At 64.8% G+C, this 20,362-nt stretch carries 16 protein-coding genes; 4 read left to right on the forward strand and 12 right to left on the reverse strand.

All coding sequences use genetic code 11. The annotated features are described in order from the left end of the window. Positions 1–94 precede the first annotated feature (94 nt). From pstB to F3J44_RS10995, 6 genes are all read right to left on the reverse strand, one after another. The gene (pstB, locus tag F3J44_RS10970) at positions 95–880 is read right to left on the reverse strand and encodes a phosphate ABC transporter ATP-binding protein PstB (protein ID WP_205299823.1); all 786 of its coding nucleotides are present in this window, start codon (positions 878–880) and stop codon (positions 95–97) included. 50 nt (positions 881–930) lie between these two features. Then, positions 931–1,824, reverse strand: coding sequence for a phosphate ABC transporter permease PstA (gene pstA / locus F3J44_RS10975; protein WP_167272275.1), 894 nt, complete (start codon positions 1,822–1,824; stop codon positions 931–933). Next, positions 1,824–2,789: a phosphate ABC transporter permease subunit PstC gene (gene pstC / locus F3J44_RS10980; protein ID WP_167272277.1), complete on the reverse strand. Its 966-nt coding sequence runs from the start codon at positions 2,787–2,789 to the stop codon at positions 1,824–1,826. Before pstC ends, pstA begins: the two co-directional genes overlap by 1 nt. 71 nt (positions 2,790–2,860) lie before the next feature. Beyond that, complete coding sequence (gene pstS / locus F3J44_RS10985; RefSeq protein WP_167272280.1) at positions 2,861–3,889, reverse strand: phosphate ABC transporter substrate-binding protein PstS; 1,029 nt, start codon at positions 3,887–3,889, stop codon at positions 2,861–2,863. Between the two features lie 215 nt (positions 3,890–4,104). Next, entirely contained in the window at positions 4,105–4,332 is a 228-nt protein-coding gene (locus F3J44_RS10990) for a hypothetical protein (RefSeq protein WP_205299824.1), read from the reverse strand. 62 nt (positions 4,333–4,394) lie between these two features. Further along, positions 4,395–5,543 carry an MFS transporter gene (locus F3J44_RS10995; RefSeq protein WP_167272286.1) on the reverse strand — a complete coding sequence of 383 codons (1,149 nt, stop codon included), beginning with the start codon at positions 5,541–5,543 and terminating at the stop codon, positions 4,395–4,397. Positions 5,544–5,951: 408 nt separating this feature from the next. Between F3J44_RS10995 and F3J44_RS11000 the strand changes: the two genes are divergently transcribed. Then, positions 5,952–7,169, forward strand: coding sequence for an amidohydrolase family protein (locus F3J44_RS11000; RefSeq protein WP_167272290.1), 1,218 nt, complete (start codon positions 5,952–5,954; stop codon positions 7,167–7,169). Between the two features lie 4 nt (positions 7,170–7,173). Here the strand turns inward: F3J44_RS11000 and F3J44_RS11005 are convergent, their stop codons facing one another. Further along, a complete protein-coding gene (locus F3J44_RS11005; protein ID WP_167272293.1) occupies positions 7,174–8,052 on the reverse strand; it encodes a LysR substrate-binding domain-containing protein in 879 nt (292 codons plus the stop codon). A gap of 223 nt (positions 8,053–8,275) precedes the next feature. Here F3J44_RS11005 and F3J44_RS11010 point away from each other — a divergent pair, with 223 nt between their 5' ends. Continuing rightward, entirely contained in the window at positions 8,276–10,468 is a 2,193-nt protein-coding gene (locus tag F3J44_RS11010) for a multicopper oxidase family protein (protein ID WP_167272296.1), read from the forward strand. Positions 10,469–10,578: 110 nt separating this feature from the next. Here F3J44_RS11010 and F3J44_RS11015 read toward each other — a convergent pair whose 3' ends face one another. Together F3J44_RS11015 and F3J44_RS11020 are read right to left on the reverse strand one after the other, a co-directional pair. Then, entirely contained in the window at positions 10,579–12,480 is a 1,902-nt protein-coding gene (locus F3J44_RS11015; protein ID WP_167272299.1) for a potassium transporter Kup, read from the reverse strand. Positions 12,481–12,591: 111 nt separating this feature from the next. Beyond that, on the reverse strand, positions 12,592–13,083 hold the full coding sequence (locus F3J44_RS11020; protein WP_167068907.1) for a GNAT family N-acetyltransferase: 492 nt from the start codon (positions 13,081–13,083) through the stop codon (positions 12,592–12,594). A 125-nt stretch (positions 13,084–13,208) separates the two neighbouring features. Between F3J44_RS11020 and F3J44_RS11025 the strand changes: the two genes are divergently transcribed. Next, the gene (locus F3J44_RS11025) at positions 13,209–15,062 is read left to right on the forward strand and encodes an ABC transporter ATP-binding protein (protein ID WP_167272302.1); all 1,854 of its coding nucleotides are present in this window, start codon (positions 13,209–13,211) and stop codon (positions 15,060–15,062) included. Between the two features lie 106 nt (positions 15,063–15,168). On the opposite strand, the gene F3J44_RS11030 is transcribed toward F3J44_RS11025, so the two are convergent. From F3J44_RS11030 to pobA, 3 genes are all read right to left on the reverse strand, one after another. Then, positions 15,169–16,059, reverse strand: a complete 891-nt coding sequence (locus F3J44_RS11030) for a LysR substrate-binding domain-containing protein (RefSeq protein WP_167068913.1) — start codon at positions 16,057–16,059, stop codon at positions 15,169–15,171. 58 nt (positions 16,060–16,117) lie between these two features. Continuing rightward, entirely contained in the window at positions 16,118–17,911 is a 1,794-nt protein-coding gene (gene ggt / locus F3J44_RS11035) for a gamma-glutamyltransferase (RefSeq protein WP_167272306.1), read from the reverse strand. A gap of 145 nt (positions 17,912–18,056) precedes the next feature. Next, positions 18,057–19,244 (reverse strand): 4-hydroxybenzoate 3-monooxygenase, encoded by a 1,188-nt coding sequence (gene pobA, locus F3J44_RS11040; protein WP_167272309.1) that lies wholly within the window; start codon positions 19,242–19,244, stop codon positions 18,057–18,059. Positions 19,245–19,374: 130 nt separating this feature from the next. Between pobA and F3J44_RS11045 the strand changes: the two genes are divergently transcribed. After that, on the forward strand, positions 19,375–20,253 hold the full coding sequence (locus F3J44_RS11045; RefSeq protein ID WP_167272310.1) for a helix-turn-helix domain-containing protein: 879 nt from the start codon (positions 19,375–19,377) through the stop codon (positions 20,251–20,253). Positions 20,254–20,362 lie beyond the last annotated feature (109 nt).

A 20,362-nucleotide genomic window follows, 5' to 3' on the forward strand; every position in this document is an offset into this window, starting at 1 on the left:
AAATCCTGAGTAACACTTTCGATGGAAGGTAAAGCAGCCAGGCGCTCGCACCTTTTCGGTGCAAGCGCCCGGCTGCCTCGCGCCTGCCGTGCAATCAGCTGAACTTGCCGCTGATGTAGTCACTGGTCAGTTGTTCGCGCGGGTTCTGGAAAATCTGCGTGGTCGGGCCCATTTCCACCAGGTAGCCGGTACGGGTGCCCTGGGAAATATCGACCGAGAAGAACGCCGTGGTATCGGCCACGCGAATCGCCTGCTGCATGTTGTGGGTCACCAGGGCGATGGTGTAGTCCTTTTTCAGCTCGACCATCAGCTCTTCTACCCGACGGGTGGCGATCGGGTCCAGCGCCGAGCACGGCTCATCGAGCAGCAGCACTTCCGGCTCGGTGGCGATGGCACGGGCAATGCACAGGCGCTGCTGCTGGCCACCGGAGAGGGCCAGGCCGCTGACCTTGAGCTTGTCCTTGACCTCGTCCCACAGGGCGGCGCCCTGCAGCGCGTGCTTCACGCGGTCACCCAGGTCGCCCTTGTAGCGGTTCAGGCGCAGGCCGAAGGCCACGTTGTCGAAGATGCTCATGGAGAACGGGTTGGGCTGCTGGAACACCATGCCGATGTAGCGGCGCACCACGACCGGGTCCACGCCCTTGCCGTAGACATCCTGGCCGAGGAAGTGCACGTGGCCTTCGAAACGGAAGCCCTTCACCAGGTCGTTCATGCGGTTCAGGCTGCGCAGCACGGTACTCTTGCCACAGCCGGAAGGGCCGATGAAGCCGGTGATCTCGTTCTTGCGGATCGGCACATGGCTGTCACGCACGGCCATGAAGTTGCCATAGAAGATCTTGTCGAGCTTGCAGTCCATGACTACGGGTGTCTGATCGACCATGGGAGCGACTCGCTGCGCAGTGGATACGTTCAAGTTGGATGCTCCCTTTCTCAATACTTGGGTTTGCCGAATACACGGCTAAGAATGTTGACGACCAGCACGATCATGACCAGCACCAGCGAGGCCGCCCAGGCGAGCTCCAGCTGGTTGTCGAACGGCATGCCGGAGAAGTTGTAGATCAGCACCGCCAGCGACGCCGTCGGGTTCATCACCGCCAGGCTACCTTCGTGGTAGATCCAGTAGTTGCTGAACAGCGCGGTGAACAGCAGGGGCGCGGTTTCGCCAGCGGCGCGGGCCACGGCCAGCATGACGCCGGTGAGGATGGCCGGCATGCCGGTTGGCAGCACGATCTTCCAGACCACCTGGGCGCGGGTGCAACCCATGCCGTAGGCCGCGTCCTTCATGATCTTGGGCACCATCTTCATGGCTTCCTCGGCGGTCAGCACGACGATCGGCAGCATCAGCACGGCCAGTGCCACACCGCCTGCCGGGGCCGAGTAGGTGCCGGTGGTCATTACCACCAGGGCGTAGGCGAACACACCGGCCAGGATCGACGGCAGGCCCGTGAGCATCTTGGCAGCGAAGCGCGAGGCATTGGCCAGCTTGCTCTCCGGGCCGAGCTCGGCGAGGAACACGGCGGCCAGGATACCGACCGGCACCGCGATGGCGGCGGCGATGCCCACCATCACGAAGGTACCGGCCATGGCATTGCCGAAGCCGCCGCCCATTTCGAAACCGGTCGGTGGCAGCTCGGTGAACACTTCCAGGTTCAGGCGTGCACCGCCACGGGTGATCAGCATGTACAGCACGGAAATCAGCGGCACGCTGGCCAGCAAGGCGACGCACCAGACCATGGTGGTCAGCACGACACTGCGCAGGGCGCGGCCTTCGAAGCGGCGTTGCAGGCTCGGCAGCGGGTTCGCTGGGGCTGTGATGTCAGTCATTATTTGTTACCCCGCTGGGCGTAAAGCATGATCAGCGATCCGAACACGTTCACCAGCAAGGTGATGAACATCAGGACCAGTGCGGCGTACATCAGCACTTCGATCTCGTTCGGGCCGGCTTCCGGGAAGTTCAGCGCCAGCAGCGCTGCCAGGGTGTTGGCCGGGGCGAACAGGGACAGGGTAATGGTGTTGGCGTTACCCACCAGCATGGCCAGGGCCATGGTTTCGCCCAGTGCACGGCCAAGGCCCAGTACCAGGGAGCCAAAAATACCGGTGGCCGCAGACGGCACCATGACCTTGAGGATGGCTTCCCAGTGGGTCGTGCCCATGCCGTAGGCGGCCTGTTTGGTTTTCATCGGCACGCTGGTCAGGGCGTCCTGGGACACGGCGGCAATGGTCGGCAGGATCATGATTGCCAGTACCAAAGCTGCCGGCAGCAGGCCGGGGCCGCTGAGGGAAGTGCCGAAGAACGGGATCCAGCCCAGTTCGCTGTTCAACCAGGCGGTCAACGGGCGAATGGCCGGGATTACCACGTAGATACCCCACAGGCCGTAGACGACGCTGGGGATGGCGGCCAGCAACTCGACGATGGTGCGAAACACCGCGGCAAGCCGGGCCGGCAGGAAATCCTGGGTGAGGAAGATGGCCATGCTGATGCCGAAGAAACCAGCAATCAACAGGGCGATAAGCGCGCTGTACAGGGTGCCCCAGATAGCCGGCAGAATGCCGTATTTGCCCTGGTTGACGTCCCACACGCTGCCGAACAGTACGTCCAGCCCGTGTTTTTCCATACCTGGAAGTGCCTTGCGTCCTACTTCATATACCAGCGCGAAGACCAGCGCCAGCACCAGCACCACACCGATTCGGGCAAGCGCACGGAAGGTGCGATCTACCAGAAAATCCTTCGTGGACGGTGGCCTGCACGCGGAATCGGGGTTATCCGGTATGGCAAAAGGTGTGTTCATGGGCTAATTCCGGGACAGAGGACAAACACCCCCGGCATGGCCGTGAATCCATGCCGGGAGCGCCTGGGGTGTTACTTGATGTTTTCCGACGCTTTGCGCACTTGCTCGACAACCGAAGGCGGCAGCGGGATGTAGCCCATCGAGTCGGCGATCGTCTGACCTGTGGTCAGGCCGTACTCGACCATTTCACGCATGGCCTTGGCTTTTGCCGGGTTGCCGTTGTCCTTGCGGAAGATCATCCAGGTGTAGGAAGTGATCGGGTAGGACTTGGCACCTTCCGGGTCCGGCAGGGTGGCGACCAGGTTTTCTGGCATTTTCACCGCGGCCAGGGCTTCGGCACCGCTCTCGGCGTTCGGCACGACGTAGTGGCCAGCCTTGTTTTCCAGCTCGGCGAAGTCGACCTTGGCCAGTTTGGCGAAGCCGTACTCGATGTAGCCGATGGCGCCCGGGGTCTGGCGCACGGTGGCGGTCACGCCATCGTTCTTCGGCGACTTGATGAACTTGTCGGTGGCCGGCCAGTTGACGGTGTTGCCTTCACCCAGCTCTTGCTTGAAGTTGGCGTTGATGGCCGACAGGTGCTTGGTGAACACGGCGTTGGTGCCGCTGGAGTCGGCACGCACGACCACGGTGATCGGCAGCTCAGGCAGCTTCAGGCCTGGGTTGGCCTTGACGATCTGTGGGTCGTTCCACTTGGTGATCTTGCCCAGGAAGATGTTGGAGTAAACATCGCGTGGCAGCTTCAGGCCTTTCGGGTTACCCGGCAGGTTGTAGGCCAGGACGATTTCACCGGCAGTCATCGGCAGCAGCTGGACGCCTTCGGCGACCTTGGCGATGTCTGCTTCGCTCATGGCCGAGTCGCTGGCGGCGAAGTCGACGGTCTTGTTCAGGAAGTCCTGAACACCAGCGCCGCTCCCTTTGGACTGGTAGTCAACGGTGACGCCAGCAGTCTTCTTGCTGAAGTCCTTGAACCAGGTCGTGTAGATCGGGGCTGGGAAGCTTGCGCCGGAACCGGTCAGGCGAACGTTCTCTGCAGCGAAGGAACCCGAGGCACAAAGCGAAACGGCAACGGCGAGTGCAGCAGACTTCATCAGGCGAATCATCGAAAAGCGCTCCTTGTGATGGCCGGCACACTTTGCATCAGCTGTGTTACAGCTTTGTGACTGTTGAGTGGCAAAGCATTCGTTCGTGCCCTCTAGGGCGGGGCGCAGAGGCAGATGGATAGCGTTCTCAGGCACGCACGACGCTGGGGCGGCCATGGCCTGGCCGCCCGAAAAGGTGGGAAATCTTTATAAAGCAGGGGCTTGCCCTGCCGGGCTCAGCCGCTCCCGGTCATCTCCTGCGCGGGCGCGTCGCGGCAGCAGTTGCGGCTCGCACAGTAGAAATCGGCTTCGGCCCGGGTTGGGAAGCTCAGGCTCAGGCGCACCTTGTCCTGCGTGTCGTAGAGGTCGTAGCCCTCCCCCAGTACGGCGGGAAAGCCAGGGCGCCGGGGCAGGATTTCTTTGGTCAGGGGCACAGCGGGAACCACTACAAAGCGAGTCTGCATGATCATCCCTCTTTCAGCAGTGCTTAAGTATTAGTCCGACTATGTGAAAGCATCAAGTTGGCTCATGCAAAACTGCGTTTGCGCCTGCCCCCTGCGCCCAGGCAGGTGACGGCAAAGGCGATCACCAGCGCAGCGCTGCCCAACAGGAAGATCAACTGCGGGTTGGAGCCCTGCACCAACAGGGCAATCAAGGCCGGCGTCACCGCTGCCGCGCCCATCAGGGTGATACTGACCAGCGGGGTGAGCTTGCCGGTGGGGTCGTTGGTGGTAATCAGCGCCATGTAGTACGACAGCGACAGCACCCAACCGAAGTTGATCAGCAACAGGGCAACGAACAGTTGCATCGACGTGCGGGTGTGGCCAGTGAGCATGGCAATGGAGACGAACACTGCCAGCAGCCCCACGGCAATCATCAACTGGCGGTTGACCCGTGCGCCCAGCAGGCTCGGCAGCCCGGCCCCGGGCAGGCCGCCGATGGCCGACAGGCCGAAGGCCCAGCCGATGTCGACACCGCCAATGCCCTGGTCGCGGGCCAACTGGTCGATGAAGCCCCACACGCAATAGATGGCGATCTGCATGAACAGCATGCCCACCAGCGCACTGCGCCCGGTACGCGCCGAACCGCCCTGGGCTGGCGAGGCCTCGCCCAGGGCAAGCGCGGCTGCCGGGCGGCGCGGCAGTACCAGGCTGGCGGCGCAGATCAGCACGTACCACAAGGCGAATGCACTGAGCGCCGTTACCGTGCCGCTTTGCGCGGCCAGCAGCGGCAGCGCGGCGGAGAACAGCGAATACTCCGGGGTTTGCAGTAACAGCATGAGCCCGAACGAGCGGTCCTGGTTGGGCAGCCGGCCCAGGGTCGACACCGCGTAGGCATACACCAGCCCCGCGCAGGTGCCGGCTGCCAGGCGCACCACCAGCAACAGCGTGCTGGTGCTGGCCAACGCCGTGGCCAGGCTCAGGGCCACGCACAGCAGCCCGACCACCAGGCACAGGCTGCGCCCACCGTGGCGCTTCATCAGCGGTGGGCACAGCAAGGTGCCCAGGGTCATGCCGATCATCTCGACCGACACCACCCAGCCCTGCTGGTCGAGCGACAGGTTCAGCTGTTCGCTGACCAAGCCCATGAAAATCGGTTGTACACCACAGACGATGAAGGCGGTACAGGCGATGAAAATCAGCGCGGCACGCAGCCGCTTGGAATCGTTGAGCATGGGCAGGCCCCCAAGGTTGTTCTTATTGTTGGTGTGGCCAATCCTGGGGCGTGGGCGCAGGCTTGCACAGTTAAGAATCGAACTCCCTGGCAGTGGGCTTTTTAATGGGTATTGGCGGCCCGGGTAGGAGCGAGCGGAGCTCGCGATGGGGCGCGCAGCGGCCCCAGGGTTTCAGACTCGCAGCTCATTATGCCGGGGCTGCTTTGCAGCCCATCGCGAGCTGCGCTCGCTCCTACACGGCGCCCGTGCTGGAAACACGTAGTGCGCGTACACGGCGCGCGGCCGTGCTGGAAAACGCGCAGTGCGCGTGCATCCACAAACGCACTGCCGTCGATCCTGATAATTAATTGGAGGCAGCCCGCGATCCTCCCTACCGTAGCGGCCTAACGACCCTACACAGGCCCTGTCATGAACGACCGTGAGTTCATCAATGCCATCGACGCCGATGGCCTGCCCCTCAACATCGCCGTCAACAGCGGGCGCATCACCCATATCGGCGCCCAGCGCGCCAACCAGCCGGCCCGTGAAACCATCGACCTGGAAGGCCTGCTGGCCCTGCCAGGCTTCGTCGACGGCCACATTCACCTGGACAAGAGCTTCGTCGGCGACCGCTGGCGCCCGCACCAGCCCGTGGCCAGCCTGCGCGAGCGCCTGGCGGTGGAAAAGCGCGAACTGGCCAGTGCCCCGCCCATCGTCGAGCGCGCCGATGCGCTGATCCGCCAGGCTGCATCGTTTGGCACCATGGCCATGCGCTGCCATGTGGACGTGGACGCCACCACCGGCCTGACCCACCTGCAAGCCCTGTTGCAGGTGCGGGAAAAATGGCAAGACCTGATCGACATCGAACTGGTGGCCTTCCCCCAGGCCGGTGTGGTCACCTGCCCCGGCACCGCCCAGGTCATGGAAGCGGCCGTGCGTGAAGGCGTGCAGGTGGTGGGCGGTATCGACCCAACGACCCTGGACGGCGACGCCGAAGCCCAGTTGGACATCGTCTTCGGCATTGCCGAGCGCCATGGCGTGAAGGTCGATATCCACCTGCACGAGCCCGGCGATATCTGCATTGCCCAGCTTCAGCGCATTGCCACGCGCACCGAGGCACTGGGCATGCAAGGCCTGGTGGCGGTCAGCCATGCCTATGGCCTGGGCGATGTCGCCGACAGCGTGGTCGACCGCACGGCGCAGGTGCTGGCCAAGGCCGGTGTGTCGATCATGACCAACGCCCCGGGCGAGCACGCCTTCCCACCCGTGCTGCGCCTGCGCGCCGGTGGCGTGCGGGTGTTCACCGGCAACGACAATATCCAGGACGCCTGGTGGCCCTACGGCAACGGCGACATGCTGCAGCGGGCCATGCTGGTCAGCTACCGCTCGGGTTTCAACACTGACGAAGAACTGCGCGTGGCACTGGACATGGCCACGGTGGCCAGCGCTGGCGTGATGGGCAAGCAGGGCTATGGCCTGCAGGTCGGCAACGAGGCGAGCTTCGTGCTGTTCAGGGCAGCGAACGCGGCCGCCGCCGTGGCGGCCGCGCTGCACGAGCGGGTGATCGTGCGCCACGGCGCATTCTGGGGTGGCCCGCCACGGTTGCAGCTGCAGGCTGCACAGTTCAACGAAGCCGCGCCGCGCTGACGAGCTACGCCACCTCGGCCTTGAGAATGCCGATCAGTATCTCGGCCAGTTCCTGGACCAGCGGATCGGCCGTGGGGCGGTGAAAAATCGCCGCCTCGAACACCTTGATGGGCTTGAACCCCTCCTCCACCCCCAGCACCCGATGCCCAGGCGTCACCACCCGCGACGGCAGCAGGCTGACGCCCAGGCCATTGGCCACGGCTTCCTGAATACCGGCCAGGCTCGAACTGGTAAAGCCGATGCGCCAACTACGCCCCATGGCCTCGACGGCGCTGATCATGTCATCGCGGTACAGGCCCCGGGGCGGAAAGGTCACCAGCGGGATTGGCTCCTGGGCGAAACAGGGGTATTGGGCGCTGTCGATCCACTCGATGCGCTCTGGCTGGCAGGCGTTGGCTTCGCGGCTGTGGCGGCGCTGCTTGACCAGCACCAGGTCCAGCTCGCCACGGTCATAGGCGTTCATCAGGTCACGGCTCAGGCCACCGGTAATTTCCAGCTTGACCGTGGGGTTGCGCCGGTTGAAGGCAGCCAGTGCCTGCATGGTCTTGCCGGCGACGAAATCGTCCGGCAGGCCGATGCGCACGGTGACCGTCACCCCGCCCGACATGGCTTCGCTCAACTGGTTGCTCACCGCCAGCAGGTGCCGGGCAAAGCCCAGCAGGGTTTCGCCGGCGTCGGTTGGGTGCACTTCGCGGTTGCTGCGGTCGAGCAACTGGTGGCCAACCATTTCCTCAAGGCGGCGCACCTTCTGGCTGACCGTGGACTGGGTGGAGTGCAAACGGGCGGCAGCGGTGGTGAAACTGCCGCAGTCGGCCACCATCACCACGGCGCGGAGCATGTCCAGGTCATAGATGGCGCGGTTGGGTTTGGCGTTCTCGGGCATGGCGGGGTTCGGCTTTACGGTCAGGGGCTAGGTGCATGATGCCAGAAGGCGAGCCCACAGGGGATTTGCACGGGTGCACGCAGGTGCCGCCGCTTCGCACGCGCCGACGGCGTTTGCGCAGGCTCTGTTCAAGGCCAGCATCGCAGGACAATCCAGTCTACATTTGCACAGCAGCGAAAACTGGCGCACCCCTGCGCCCGGCGCGCACAAGGAAGGTATCAGGATGATCCGTATCAACAAGGAGGCCCGCCCGGGCCGTATCCGCCTCGCCGGCTTCGTGTCGGCATCATTGACCTTGTCAATGCTCAGCCCCTCGGCAGCACTGGCCCTTGCCCTCAACGAGGAGCGCATCCCCGAGGTCGGCAACCCGGTCGAACTCACCGGCGAACGCACCCATTACCGCGTCCAGGCAACCCCTGGCCTGGCCCAGCCCGGCGTTCAGCAAGAGACCAAGGCAAACCAGCCCTACATCGACGTGGTTGGCAACGAAACCGAAATCGACCTGAAACTCACCTTCTCCGACCCGGACAAAACCCTGGTGCGCAACGCCATGTCGGGCCGCCTGGACCACCTGCAGGTGCGCACCTACAACGGCGAACTGCTGCCCCCAACCTTGCGGGTTCACCCAGGCGACACGGTGCGCATGAACGTGGACAACCAGCTGGACTGCGCCCAGGCCAAATTCCCCAAGCACTGCCAACACGACAACCCGGTGCTGAACGTCACCAACCTGCACAGCCACGGCCTCTGGGTGTCGCCAGCCGGCAACAGCGACAACGTGCTGCTGAGCATCAAGCCCGGGGTCAAGTTCCAGTACGAATACAACCTGCCCCTCGATCACCCCTCCGGCCTGTACTGGTACCACCCGCACACCCACGGTTCCACCGCCATCCAGGTGTCCGGTGGCATGGGCGGTGCGCTGATCATCGAAGGCAACCGTGTGCCAACCCTGGACAAGCCCGGCGACCTCGACACCCTGCTCAAGACCGCAAACGGTGAAAAACTGCCAGAGCGGGTGGTGGTGCTGCAGCAAATCCAGTACGCCTGCCGCGACAAGGCGGGCAAGATCAAGAAAACCACCATCGGCGAGGGCAAGGACCAGCAAGTGATCGGCTGGGCCTGCGACGAAGGGGATATCGGGGTCATCAACGAGCTCGAAGACCTGTCGCCTGGCAGCTGGGACCAGTCCAACCGCTACACCACCCTCAACGGCAAGGTACAACCGCGCTTCGACGATGCCGTGGCCGGGCAGGTGGAGCGTTGGCGCGTGGTGCATGCCGGTATTCGCGACACGGTCGACCTGCAGTTCTACAAGGTCAAGGCAGACGCTGCGCCCTTCCCCGACAAGCCCGGCGCCGAGTCCCTGTGGATTCAGGAAAACTGCGAGGGGTTGAACGATCAGGTCAAGGATGAACCCTGCGCCGCGCAAGTGCAGTGGCAGTACGCCGCTGACGGGTTGACCCAGACGCACCTGACCCCCATTCGCAGCAACGTGCTGCAGCCAGGCTACCGCAGCGAATTCCTCACCGTGTTCCCCAGCGCCGGGCAGTACTGCGTGATCGACAAGAAAACCATCTCGGCCGCCTCGATCAACGCTGACAAGCCAAACCTGCAGACGCCCAGCGCGTTGCTGGGCTTCGTCGAGGTCAAGGCAGGCGCTGCCGATGAAGGCCAGGACAGCAAGGCGATCATCCGCCAAACCCTGGTGGCGGCGGCCAAGCGCCTGCCCGAGGACATCGCCGGCGCGGTGGTCAGCGACCTGCAGCAGGACGACATTGCGCTCAGCCATTTCGTCAAGCACAAGCCGGTTGCCGACGATGAACTGCTCCCAGAGCGCCAGCACCTGGCCTTTGCCATCGGCGTCGATGCCAAGAACCCGAAAAAGAACACCTACATGATCGACGGCAAGTCTTTCGGCGACCAGACCATGCCCGCCCGTAATCTCAAACTGGGCACGGCGGAAGAATGGGTGCTGGAGGCGCACAATGAAATCCCAGGCTCGCCGGCCCTGATAAACCACCCGTTCCACATTCACGTCAACCCGTTCATGGTCAGCCGCATCTGCAAAACCGTCAGTGACGCCGACTCCGAGCAGGACAAGGCCCTGGCCGCCTCGAACGACGGCTGCCTGGATGTCACCAACCCCGCCTACCCCCGCGAGCAGCGCCTGAAATGGGAAAAGGGCGACACGCAGTACGTCGACCTCAAGGGGGTGTGGAAAGACACGCTGTTCGTCAAGCAGGGCTACAAGGTGTACACCCGCACGCGCTACGAGCGTTATATCGGCGGCTACGTGCTGCATTGCCACATTCTCGACCACGAGGACAACGGCATGATGCAGCGGGTCAATGTTTACCTTGCAGGGGATTCGGCAGACCCGGCCGTTGCGAAGGAAGGTGGGCACGCGGGCCATTGATGTATTGGGGCCGCTTTGCGGCCCATCGCAGGCAAGCCTGCTCCTACAGAGGTCTGCGTTGTACCTGTAAGAGCAGGCTTGCCTGCGATGGGCTGCAGAGCAGCCCCACCTCACATCTCAACCTGGGTACCCAGCTCGATCACCCGGTTCAGCGGTAGCTGGAAGTACTTGAGGTTGCTGTTGGCGTTCTTCAGCAGGAAGGCAAACAGGTGCTCGCGCCAGCGGGCCATGCCTTTCTGCTTGCCGGCAATGACCGTTTCGCGGCTGAGGAAGTAGGTGGTGCGCATCGGCCCGAAGGCCAGCTGCGCATGGGTGCAGCGGCTCAATGCCAGGGGCACGTTGGGTTCTTCCATGAAACCGAAATGCAGGGTCACCCGGTAGAAACCGTCGCCAAAATCCTCGACCTCGAAGCGCTTGCCGGCAGCGACCCGCGGCTCGTCCTCGAACACCACCGTCAGCAGCACCACCTGCTCATGCAGCACCTGGTTGTGCAGCAGGTTGTGCAGCAGCGCATGGGGCACCGCCTCGGGGCGCGCCGAGAGGAACACCGCCGTGCCGCTGACCCGGTACGGCGGCTGCGCCTGCAGGCTGGCGATGAACAGCTCCAGCGGCAGCGAATGCTCGTCCAGGCGCTCGACGATGATCGTGCGCCCGCGCTTCCAGGTGGTCATCAGCACGAACAGCGCCACCCCGGCGATCACCGGAAAGGCGCCACCCTGGAGAATCTTCGGCGCGTTGGCAGCAAAGAACAGGCTGTCTACCAGCAGGAACGCCAACAGCATCGGCAGTGCCAGCCAGCGCGGCGCCTTCCACAACAACAGCACCACCGCCGAGGCCAGCAAGGTGGTGATCAGCATGGTGCCGGTCACCGCCACGCCATAGGCTGCCGCCAGTGCCCCGGACGACTCGAAGCCGATCACCAGCAGCACCACCCCCACCATCAACGCCCAGTTCACCATGCCAACGTAAATCTGCCCCTGCTCCTCGCTGGAGGTGTGCTGGATGAACATGCGCGGCACATAGCCCAGCTGAATGGCCTGGCGGGTCATGGAGAATGCCCCGGAGATCACTGCCTGGGAGGCGATGATGGTGGCCAGCGTGGCCAGCCCGATCATCGGCAGCAAGGCCCAGTCCGGCGCCAGCAGGTAGAAGGGATTGCGCACCGCGTCCGGGTTGCCGAGGATCAGCGCGCCCTGGCCGAAGTAATTCAGCACCAGCCCTGGCAGCACCAGCAGAAACCAGGCGCGGGCAATCGGCTTGCGGCCGAAGTGGCCCATGTCGGCGTACAGCGCCTCGGCGCCGGTCAGCGCCAGTACCACCGCCCCCAGGATGGCGACGCCCATGCCCGGGTGCAGCACGAAGAACTTCACCGCCCACGCCGGGTTGAGCGCCTGCAGCACCTCGGGCCGCTGGACGATGCCGTGGATGCCCAGCACGCCGAGCACCACGAACCACAGCACCATGATCGGCCCGAACAAAATACCGATGCGCGCGGTGCCATGCTTCTGGATCAGGAACAGCGCCACCAGCAACAGCACCGACAACGGCACCACCCAGTGGTCGATGCCGTCGAAGGCCAGTTGCAGCCCCTCCACGGCCGAGAGCACCGACACCGCCGGGGTAATCATGCTGTCACCATAGAACAGCGCGGCGCCGAACAGGCCAAGCAGCACCAGCACCCGGCCCAGGCGCTTGTACGGCGCGGCGGCCCGGTGTGCCAGTGCCGTCAGGGCCATGATGCCGCCCTCGCCCTGGTTGTCGGCGCGCAGGATGAACAGCACGTACTTGAACGACACCACCCACAGCAACGACCAGAACACCAGCGACAGCACCCCGAGCACGCCGGCGCTGTTGGCCTGAACGCCGTAGTGCCCGGCGAACACTTCCTTGAGGGTGTACAACGGGCTGGTGCCGATATCGCCATACACCACGCCAACGGCAGCGACGAGCAGGCCGGCGGCAGAGGATTTATGGGCTTGGGGCGGGTGTGTTGCGGTGACGGACTGGCTCACGCGATGGGTTTCCTGGGTTGTGCGCGGTCAGTATCGCGCCAGGCCTTGGAACCCGTCGTAAAGAGTGCGTAAAAGTTTTCAAGGCCGCGGCGCCCGGTGCCGCTGGGCCCATCAGAACTCCATCACCATTTCATGCCAGGCCATCCCACCATGCTCGGACGGCGACGGCTGCACATACCGGTACCCCATGTTGCGGTACAGCGCCACATGCTGCTCCTTGCACATCAGGTGAATGCTCTGCTTGCCCTGCCCCTTCATGCGCGCCACGAACTCGTCCATCAGCCGTTTGGCATAGCCCTTGCCCTGGTGCGCGGTATCCACCACCACCGACATGATCACCACATTGGGCGCCACCGGGTCGTGGCCGACCAGCTCCTTGAACGCCTCATCCGACATCACCACCTCGTGGGCGCAACCGCTGTTGATGAAACCCACAATGCCGCCGGGCCCTTCAAGCAGCAGGAAACCCTGCGGATACTGGGCGATGCGGGTACGGATCTTTTCCAGCGTGGCGGCCTCATCGCCCTCGTAGGCGCCGATCTCGATCGCATAGCAGCGCTCGGCATCCTGGGCGACGGGCTGGCGAAAATGCAGGTTGCTCATGGGTCAGGCTCCAAAAGGAAAAGAAGGCGAGCGCCATGATAAATGCCCCCGCCACGGCCGACAAACGCCGCAAGCTTGCCGATAGATGGCAAAATCGGCTTCACCTGCCTTTTTCGGAGACCACCATGTTTCGTGCCTTTGAACGCTGGCTCGACCCCTTCCCGCCCGACGAGGCCCCGCCACCGCCCATGGGCCTGCTGCGCTTCCTCTGGGCCTGCACCCGGGGTGCCCGCGGCTACATCCTGGCACTGGCGGTGTTCAGTGCCGGGGTGTCGATCTACGAGGCCTGGCTGTTCGCCTTCCTTGGCCAGGTCGTCGACCTGCTGGGCAGCTGGCAGGCCGGTGCCGGCGTGGGCGAGCAGGAACGCCAGGTGCTGTGGGGCATCGGCCTGGTGCTGGTGGCCAGCGTGGTGCTGGTGGCCCTGCGCACCCTGGTGCAGCACCAGGTGCTGGCAATCAACCTGCCGCTGCGCCTGCGCTGGGACTTCCACCGGCTGATGCTGCGCCAGAGCCTGTCGTTCTTTTCCGACGAGTTCTCTGGCCGGGTCACCACCAAGGTGATGCAGACGGCCCTGGCCGTGCGCGAGGTGCTGTTCACCCTGATCGAAATCGCACCAGGCATCGGCGTGTACTTCGTGGCGATCATCGCCCTGGCCGGGGGCTTCGCGCTGAAGCTGATGCTGCCGTTCCTGGCCTGGATCGTGCTGTTCGGGCTGGCCCTGGTGTACTTCGTGCCGCGCCTGGGCAAGGTCGGCCAGGAACAGGCCCATGCGCGCTCGTCGATGACCGGGCGGGTATCGGATGCCTACACCAACATCACCACGGTCAAGCTGTTCTCCCACTCCCGGCGCGAGGCCCAGTTCGCCCGTGCGGCAATGGAGGACTTCAAGCAAACCGGCTTTCGCCAGATGCGCCTGGTGAGCCAGTTCGAGATCGTCAACCAGGCCCTGGTGGCGGCCCTTATCATGGCCGCGGGTGGCTACGCGCTGTGGCTGTGGCACCAGGGTGACGTGGGCACCGGTGCAGTGGCGGCGATCACGGCCATGGCGCTGCGCATCAATGGCATGTCGCACTGGATCATGTGGCAGATGACCTCGCTGTTCGAGAACATCGGCACCGTGCAGGACGGCATGGCCACCCTGACCCAGGGGCCGAAGGTGCAGGATGCCGCCGACGCCGGTGTGCTCAAGACCCACGGCGGCGCGGTGACCTTCGACAACGTGAGCTTCAACTACAACGGTGAACGCCAGGTGCTCGACGGCCTGAGCCTGCACATCCGTGCTGGCGAGAAGGTTGGCCTGGTGGGCCGCTCGGGTGCGGGCAAGTCGACGCTGATCAACCTGCTGCTGCGCTTCTACGACGTTGACCAGGGGGAAATCCGCATCGACGGGCAGAACGTCGCCAAGGTGACCCAGGACAGCCTGCGCAGCGCCATCGGCATGGTGACCCAGGACACCTCGCTGCTGCACCGCTCGATCCGCGACAACATTGCCTATGGCCGCCCGGAGGCGACCGAGGCGCAGATCCAGCGGGCGGCGGCCAATGCCCAGGCCGATGGTTTCATTCGCCAGTTGAGCGACCGCCAGGGCCACAGTGGCTACGACACCCTGGTGGGCGAGCGCGGCATCAAGCTGTCCGGCGGCCAGCGCCAACGCATCGCCATTGCCCGGGTGATGCTCAAGAACGCGCCGATCCTGCTGCTCGACGAAGCCACCAGTGCGCTCGACTCGGAAGTCGAGGTGGCTATCCAGGAAAGCCTCGACAACATGATGCAAGGCAAGACCGTGATCGCCATTGCCCACCGGCTGTCGACCATCGCCGCCATGGACCGGCTGATCGTGATGGACGAGGGGCGCATCATCGAGCAGGGCACCCACAGCGAGCTGCTGGAAAAGAACGGCACCTATGCACGGCTGTGGCAGCACCAGAGCGGGGGTTTCCTCGGCGAAGACCAGGGGCTTGCCCAAGCCCTGGAATGATGCCCCCCTTGTAGGAGCGGGCTTGCCCCGCGAAGCAGGCGACGCGGTGCCTGGCACCGGCTTCGCCGGTGTTCGCGGGTCAAGCCCGCTCCTACACAAATAGGATTCAAATCATTAAAGATTCGCCATCAGCCAGCACCTGCGACATCACCTCGGCCAGCGCCTTGACCATCACATCCGCCGTCGGCTTGTGCACGATGACGATCTCGTAGCTATCGACCTCCGGCAGCCCCTGCGCCTGCCCCAACACCCGGTGCTCGCCAGTGGCCGCGCGCGGCGGCAGCAGGCTGATGCCCATGCCGTCGGCCACCGCCGCCTGGATGCCGCTGAGGCTGGAACTGGTGAAACTGATGCGCCAGCGCCGGCCCATGCCTTCGATGGCGCTGATCATGTCTTCACGGTACAACCCACGCGGCGGGAAGGTCACCAGGGGGATCGGGTCGAGCTCGAAGGCCGGCAAGCGGGCGCTGTCGATCCACTGCAGGCGCTCCGGCCAGCAGGCCACGCCCTCGCGGCTGTTGCGCCGCTGCTTGAGCAGCACCAGGTCCAGCTCGCCGTTGTCGTAGCCCTGGCTGAGGTCGCGGCACAGGCCACTGGTGACCTCCAGCTTGACCTGCGGGTGCAGGCGGCTGAACGCCGACAGCGCGTTGGTGGTGCGGCCACCGACGAAATCCTCGGGCACGCCCAGGCGCACGGTAACGCCGACCATGGCCCCGGCCAAGGCTTCGAGCATCTGGTCGTTCAGCGCCAGCATATGGCGGGCATAGCCGAGCAAGGTCTGCCCGGCGTCGGTGGGCAGCACGTCGCGGTTGCCGCGCACCAGCAAGCGGTGGCCAACCATGTCTTCAAGGCGGCGCACTTTCTGGCTGATGGTCGATTGGGTGGAGTGCAGGCGCGCGGCCGCCGTGGTGAAACTGCCGCAATCGGCCACCACGACAATGGCGCGCAGCAGGTCGAGGTCGAACAGGGCCCTATTCGATTTAACGCTGATGGACATCTTGGTATTCAACTGCCAAATGACAAGCCTGAGTTCTACCACGCCCCTGCAGCACGCGCTAGTCGCCCAGCGCCACGCCTTCGCGGCGCGGGTCGGCGCCGCCGGCCCAGCCGTGTGCCGTGCGCTGGATGATCTGCATGCCGCTGGTCATGGTCATCGGCGTAACCTCGTGGCCCCAGGCTGCCAGCTGGCGGATCAGCGCCGGGCTGGCCAGCCCAGCCTCCACTTCGGTGCCGCCGTTACGGCTGCCGAAGTTGGGCAGGTTGCTGGCCTGCTGCGGGTCCAGTTGCCAGTCCAGCAGGCCAACCAGAGCCTTGTTCACGTACTCGATGATTTGCGAGCCACCCGGCGAGCCCAGGCTCGCCAGCAGCTCGCCGGTGCTGCGCGAAAACACCAGGGTCGGTGCCATGGCCGACAGCGGGCGCTTGCCAGGCGCCACCCGGTTGGCCACCGGCTGGCCGTTCTCCGATGGCACGAATGAGAAGTCAGTGAGCTGGTTGTTGAGCATGAAGCCGCCGACCATCACGTGCGAACCGAAGGCCGACTCCACCGAGGTGGTCATGGCCAGGGCCTGTCCGCGCTCGTCCACCGCCGACAGGTGCGAGGTGGAGATGCGCAGCGGCGAGCGGTCAGGTGCCATGGCCAGGTTGGCGCCCTGGGGCGTGCCTGGGCGGGCGTGCTTCATGCTGTGCGCCCCCACCTGCGCGGCACGCTCGGCAAGGTAGCCTGGGGCGATCAATGCCTTGACCGGCACCGGCACGTAGTCGCTGTCGGCCAGGTACTGGGCACGGTCGGCATAGGCCAGCCGCTCGGCCTCGGCCAGCAGGTGCACGGCCAGCGGCGCCGGTTCCAGCCCCGCCACGGTGTTCACCTTGCGCGGCACCAGGCGCGCCAGATCGTACTGCGCCGAGCGGCGTTGCAGGGCATCGAGGATGCCCAGGGTCTGCAGCACGGCCACCCCGCCCGACGAGGGCGGCGGCATGCCGCAAATGGTCCAGGCCTTGTAGGGGCCGCAGACGGGCGAGCGCTCCCGGGCCTGGTAGTGTTGCAGGTCGTGCAGCGACAAATAGCCGGCATTGGCGTGGTTGCGCACTGCGGCCACCATCGCCTCGGCGACCTCGCCGCCATAGAAGGCATCGATGCCCTCTTCTGCAATGCGCTCGAAGGTGCGCGCCAGCGCGGGGTTGCGCAGGCGCGTGCCAACGGCCAGCGGCCTGCCCTGCTCATCCAGGAAGTAGCGCGCCATCGCCGGCGAGCGGGCGATGTCCGCATCGCCTGCCACCAGCGCGTGCAGGCGCTCGGACACCGGAAACCCCTCACGGGCCAGGGCGATGGCCGGGGCGAACAAGTCCCGCCACGCCAGCTTGCCATGCTGGTCATGGGCCAGTTTCAACGCCCGCAACACACCCGGCACGCCCACCGAGCGCCCGCCGATTTGCGCTGCGCGGAACGCCATCGGCGTGCCGTCGGCTTGCAGGAACAGCCGTTCGGTCACCCCAGAGGGCGCGGCTTCACGGCCGTCATAGGCCTGCAGGTGCTGGCCATCCCAGTACAGGATGAAACCGCCACCGCCAATACCGCTGGACTGGGGCTCGACCAGGGTCAGTACCATCTGCATGGCGATGGCAGCATCGATGGCGCTGCCACCTGCGCGCAGCATCGCCCGCCCCGCCTCGCTGGCAAGCGGGTTGGCGGCGGCGACCATGTGCCGGCTGGCGTAGGTGGGTTCAAGGCCGCTGCGGTAGCCGGAGGCAAGCTCCGGTGGCGTGGGCAGCACTGGCTGGTCGGCCCAGGCCAGGTGGGTGGCAGCCAGGCACAGCGCGCCGAGCAGGAGGGAGGTGGACGAGGGCATGGGCTTGCATCCTTTTGGGCCGCAATGGGGTCGAGCGCCTGCGGCACATCGCCCAGGCCCGGCACGCCTCGGTAGGCGCGAGCACAGCTCGCGATGCGCCGCAGGCGCTCGATGTTACAGGCACAGCCCCCCGAGCGCCCGCCTCCTACACCACCTCTTCGTAAGGCAACCCCACATAATTCTCGGCAATGTTCACCAAGCCTGCTGGCGACGACAGGAAATACTCGCGGTCTGCCTCCTGCATCTTCTGGTCCCAGGCATCCTTATGCGCGCCGAAATCATGCAGCAACTGGGTCATGAACCAGCTGAAGCGCTCGCCTTTCCACACCCGGCGCAGGGCCAGGGGTGAGTAGTGCGCCAACAAGTCGGTACGCCCCTCGCGGTACACCTTGAGCAGGATCCGGTACAGGTAGTTGACGTCCGACGCCGCCAGGTTCAGCCCCTTGGCCCCGGTGGGCGGCACGATGTGCGCGGCATCGCCCACCAGGAACAGGTGGCCGTACTGCATCGGTTCCACCACCAGGCTGCGCAGCGGCGCGATGCTCTTTTCCAGCGCAGGGCCAGTCACCAAGCGCTGCGCCACGTCCTCGGGCAGGCGCGCTTTCAGCTCGTTCCAGAAGCGCTCGTCGGGCCAGTCTTCCACCTGCTCACCCAGCGGCACCTGCAGGTAGTAGCGGCTGCGCGTCTGCGAACGCTGGCTGCACAGCGAGAACCCGCGTTCGTGGTGGGCGTAGATCAACTCATGGTTGACTGGCGGGGTATCGGACAACATGCCCAGCCAGCCGAACGGGTACACCCGCTCGTATTCCTTGAGCACGCCTTCGGGAATGCTCTTGCGCGATACGCCGTGGAAACCATCGCAGCCTGCGATGTAGTCGCAGTCCAGGCGCTGGACCTGGCCGTCCTTCTCGAAGGTCACGTAGGGGCGCTCGCCCTTGAGCTCATGGAGCTGCACGTCGCTGGCGCAATAGATGATCGGCGCGCCGTTGGCCTCGCGGGCCTGCATCAGGTCACGGGTGACTTCGGTCTGGCCATAGACCATGACCGTCTTGCCGCCGGTCAGGGCTTTGAGGTCCAGGCGCTGGCGGCGCCCGCCTACCAACAGCTCGACGCCTTCATGTACCAGGCCTTCGCGGTCCATGCGCTCGCCCACGCCGGCCTCGCGCAACAGGTCGACGGTGCCCTGTTCGAGCACCCCGGCGCGGATGCGCCCGAGCACATAATCGGGGGACTGGCGTTCGAGGATGACCGTGTCGATGCCAGCCTTGTGCAGCAGTTGGCCGAGCAGCAGGCCAGACGGACCTGCGCCGATGATTGCAACCTGAGTGTTCATTGTTCTTGTCTCTGTTTTTGGGGTTAGCCCTTGCATTTTTACTGGCAATAACGGCCAATTAACTGTGCTATCCCATACAAAAACTGCACTTTTACAAAAAACGTTCGATTAACGGACAGGTGTTCACGGCATGAAATCCACCCTCCCCGGCGTCCCGCTGTTCCAGTTGTACGGCGAAAACCAGCACTGGCCCGGCACCGACTTGCTGCACTGCGAATCGATCCCGGCGCGCAGCCGCCTGCACCACTGGGAGATCAAGCCGCACCAGCATGCCGAGTTGTTCCAGCTGTTGTACGTGCAACGTGGCCAGGCCCAGGTGGAGGTCGAAGGGGTGCGCAGCACCATCACCGAAGCGGCGATTCAGGTGGTGCCGCCCTTGACCGTGCATGGCTTTTGCTTCAGCGCCGATATCCAGGGCCATGTGCTGACCTTTGGCCCGGCCCTGGTGGCAGAGCTGGAGCAGCGCCTGGGGGCACCGCTGGGGGTGTTGGCGAAGGCGGCGTGCTACCCGCTGGGCAAGGACCGTGTGCACCTGCGTGGCCTGATCGACACCTTGCAGCAGGAATACCAGGGCAGCGCGCCGGGGCGGGCACCGCTGCTCGAAGCGTTGGTGACGGCGCTGATGGTGTGGATCAACCGCCGGCAACAGCTGGGGCAAACCCCACGCAACCGGGACGAACGCGATCGCCAGCTGCTGGGGCGGTACCTGCGGCTGGTGGAGGCGCACTACCGCGAGCACCTGTCGGTGGAGGACTTTGCCACACGCCTGAATATTCCCAGCCTGCAGCTCAACCAGCTGTGCCGGGCCCTGAGCGGGCAAAGCGCGCTGCAGGTGATTCACCAGCGCTTGCTGCTGGAGGCGCGGCGCAGCCTGGTGTACACGCGCATGAGTATCGGCCAGCTGTCGGACAGCCTGGGTTTTAGCGACCCGACCTACTTTGCTCGGTTCTTCAAGCGGTTGAGTGGGCAGACGCCCAATGCCTACCGGCGGTCGGTGCAGCCTGAATGAGGCGTGGAACATCATTTTGTAGGAGCGGGCTTGACCCGCGAAGCAAGCGCCGCGGTGGATGGCACCGGCTTCGCCGGTGTTCGCGGGGCAAGCCCGCTCCTACAGGGGC

This window comes from Pantoea sp. Tr-811 (assembly GCF_011752535.1).
Classification (GTDB): Bacteria; Pseudomonadota; Gammaproteobacteria; order Pseudomonadales; family Pseudomonadaceae; genus Aquipseudomonas.

Coding starts and splice junctions, on each gene's coding strand:
- pstA (WP_167272275.1), bottom strand. CDS start 1,824: ATGACTGACATCACAGCCCCAGCGAACCCGCTGCCGAGCCTGCAACGC.
- ggt (WP_167272306.1), bottom strand. CDS start 17,911: ATGCCCTCGTCCACCTCCCTCCTGCTCGGCGCGCTGTGCCTGGCTGCC.
- pobA (WP_167272309.1), bottom strand. CDS start 19,244: ATGAACACTCAGGTTGCAATCATCGGCGCAGGTCCGTCTGGCCTGCTG.
- F3J44_RS10990 (WP_205299824.1), bottom strand. CDS start 4,332: ATGCAGACTCGCTTTGTAGTGGTTCCCGCTGTGCCCCTGACCAAAGAA.
- F3J44_RS10995 (WP_167272286.1), bottom strand. CDS start 5,543: ATGCTCAACGATTCCAAGCGGCTGCGTGCCGCGCTGATTTTCATCGCC.
- F3J44_RS11045 (WP_167272310.1), top strand. CDS start 19,375: ATGAAATCCACCCTCCCCGGCGTCCCGCTGTTCCAGTTGTACGGCGAA.
- pstS (WP_167272280.1), bottom strand. CDS start 3,889: ATGATTCGCCTGATGAAGTCTGCTGCACTCGCCGTTGCCGTTTCGCTT.
- F3J44_RS11020 (WP_167068907.1), bottom strand. CDS start 13,083: ATGAGCAACCTGCATTTTCGCCAGCCCGTCGCCCAGGATGCCGAGCGC.
- F3J44_RS11005 (WP_167272293.1), bottom strand. CDS start 8,052: ATGCCCGAGAACGCCAAACCCAACCGCGCCATCTATGACCTGGACATG.
- F3J44_RS11025 (WP_167272302.1), top strand. CDS start 13,209: ATGTTTCGTGCCTTTGAACGCTGGCTCGACCCCTTCCCGCCCGACGAG.
- pstB (WP_205299823.1), bottom strand. CDS start 880: ATGGTCGATCAGACACCCGTAGTCATGGACTGCAAGCTCGACAAGATC.
- F3J44_RS11000 (WP_167272290.1), top strand. CDS start 5,952: ATGAACGACCGTGAGTTCATCAATGCCATCGACGCCGATGGCCTGCCC.
- F3J44_RS11030 (WP_167068913.1), bottom strand. CDS start 16,059: ATGTCCATCAGCGTTAAATCGAATAGGGCCCTGTTCGACCTCGACCTG.
- pstC (WP_167272277.1), bottom strand. CDS start 2,789: ATGAACACACCTTTTGCCATACCGGATAACCCCGATTCCGCGTGCAGG.
- F3J44_RS11010 (WP_167272296.1), top strand. CDS start 8,276: ATGATCCGTATCAACAAGGAGGCCCGCCCGGGCCGTATCCGCCTCGCC.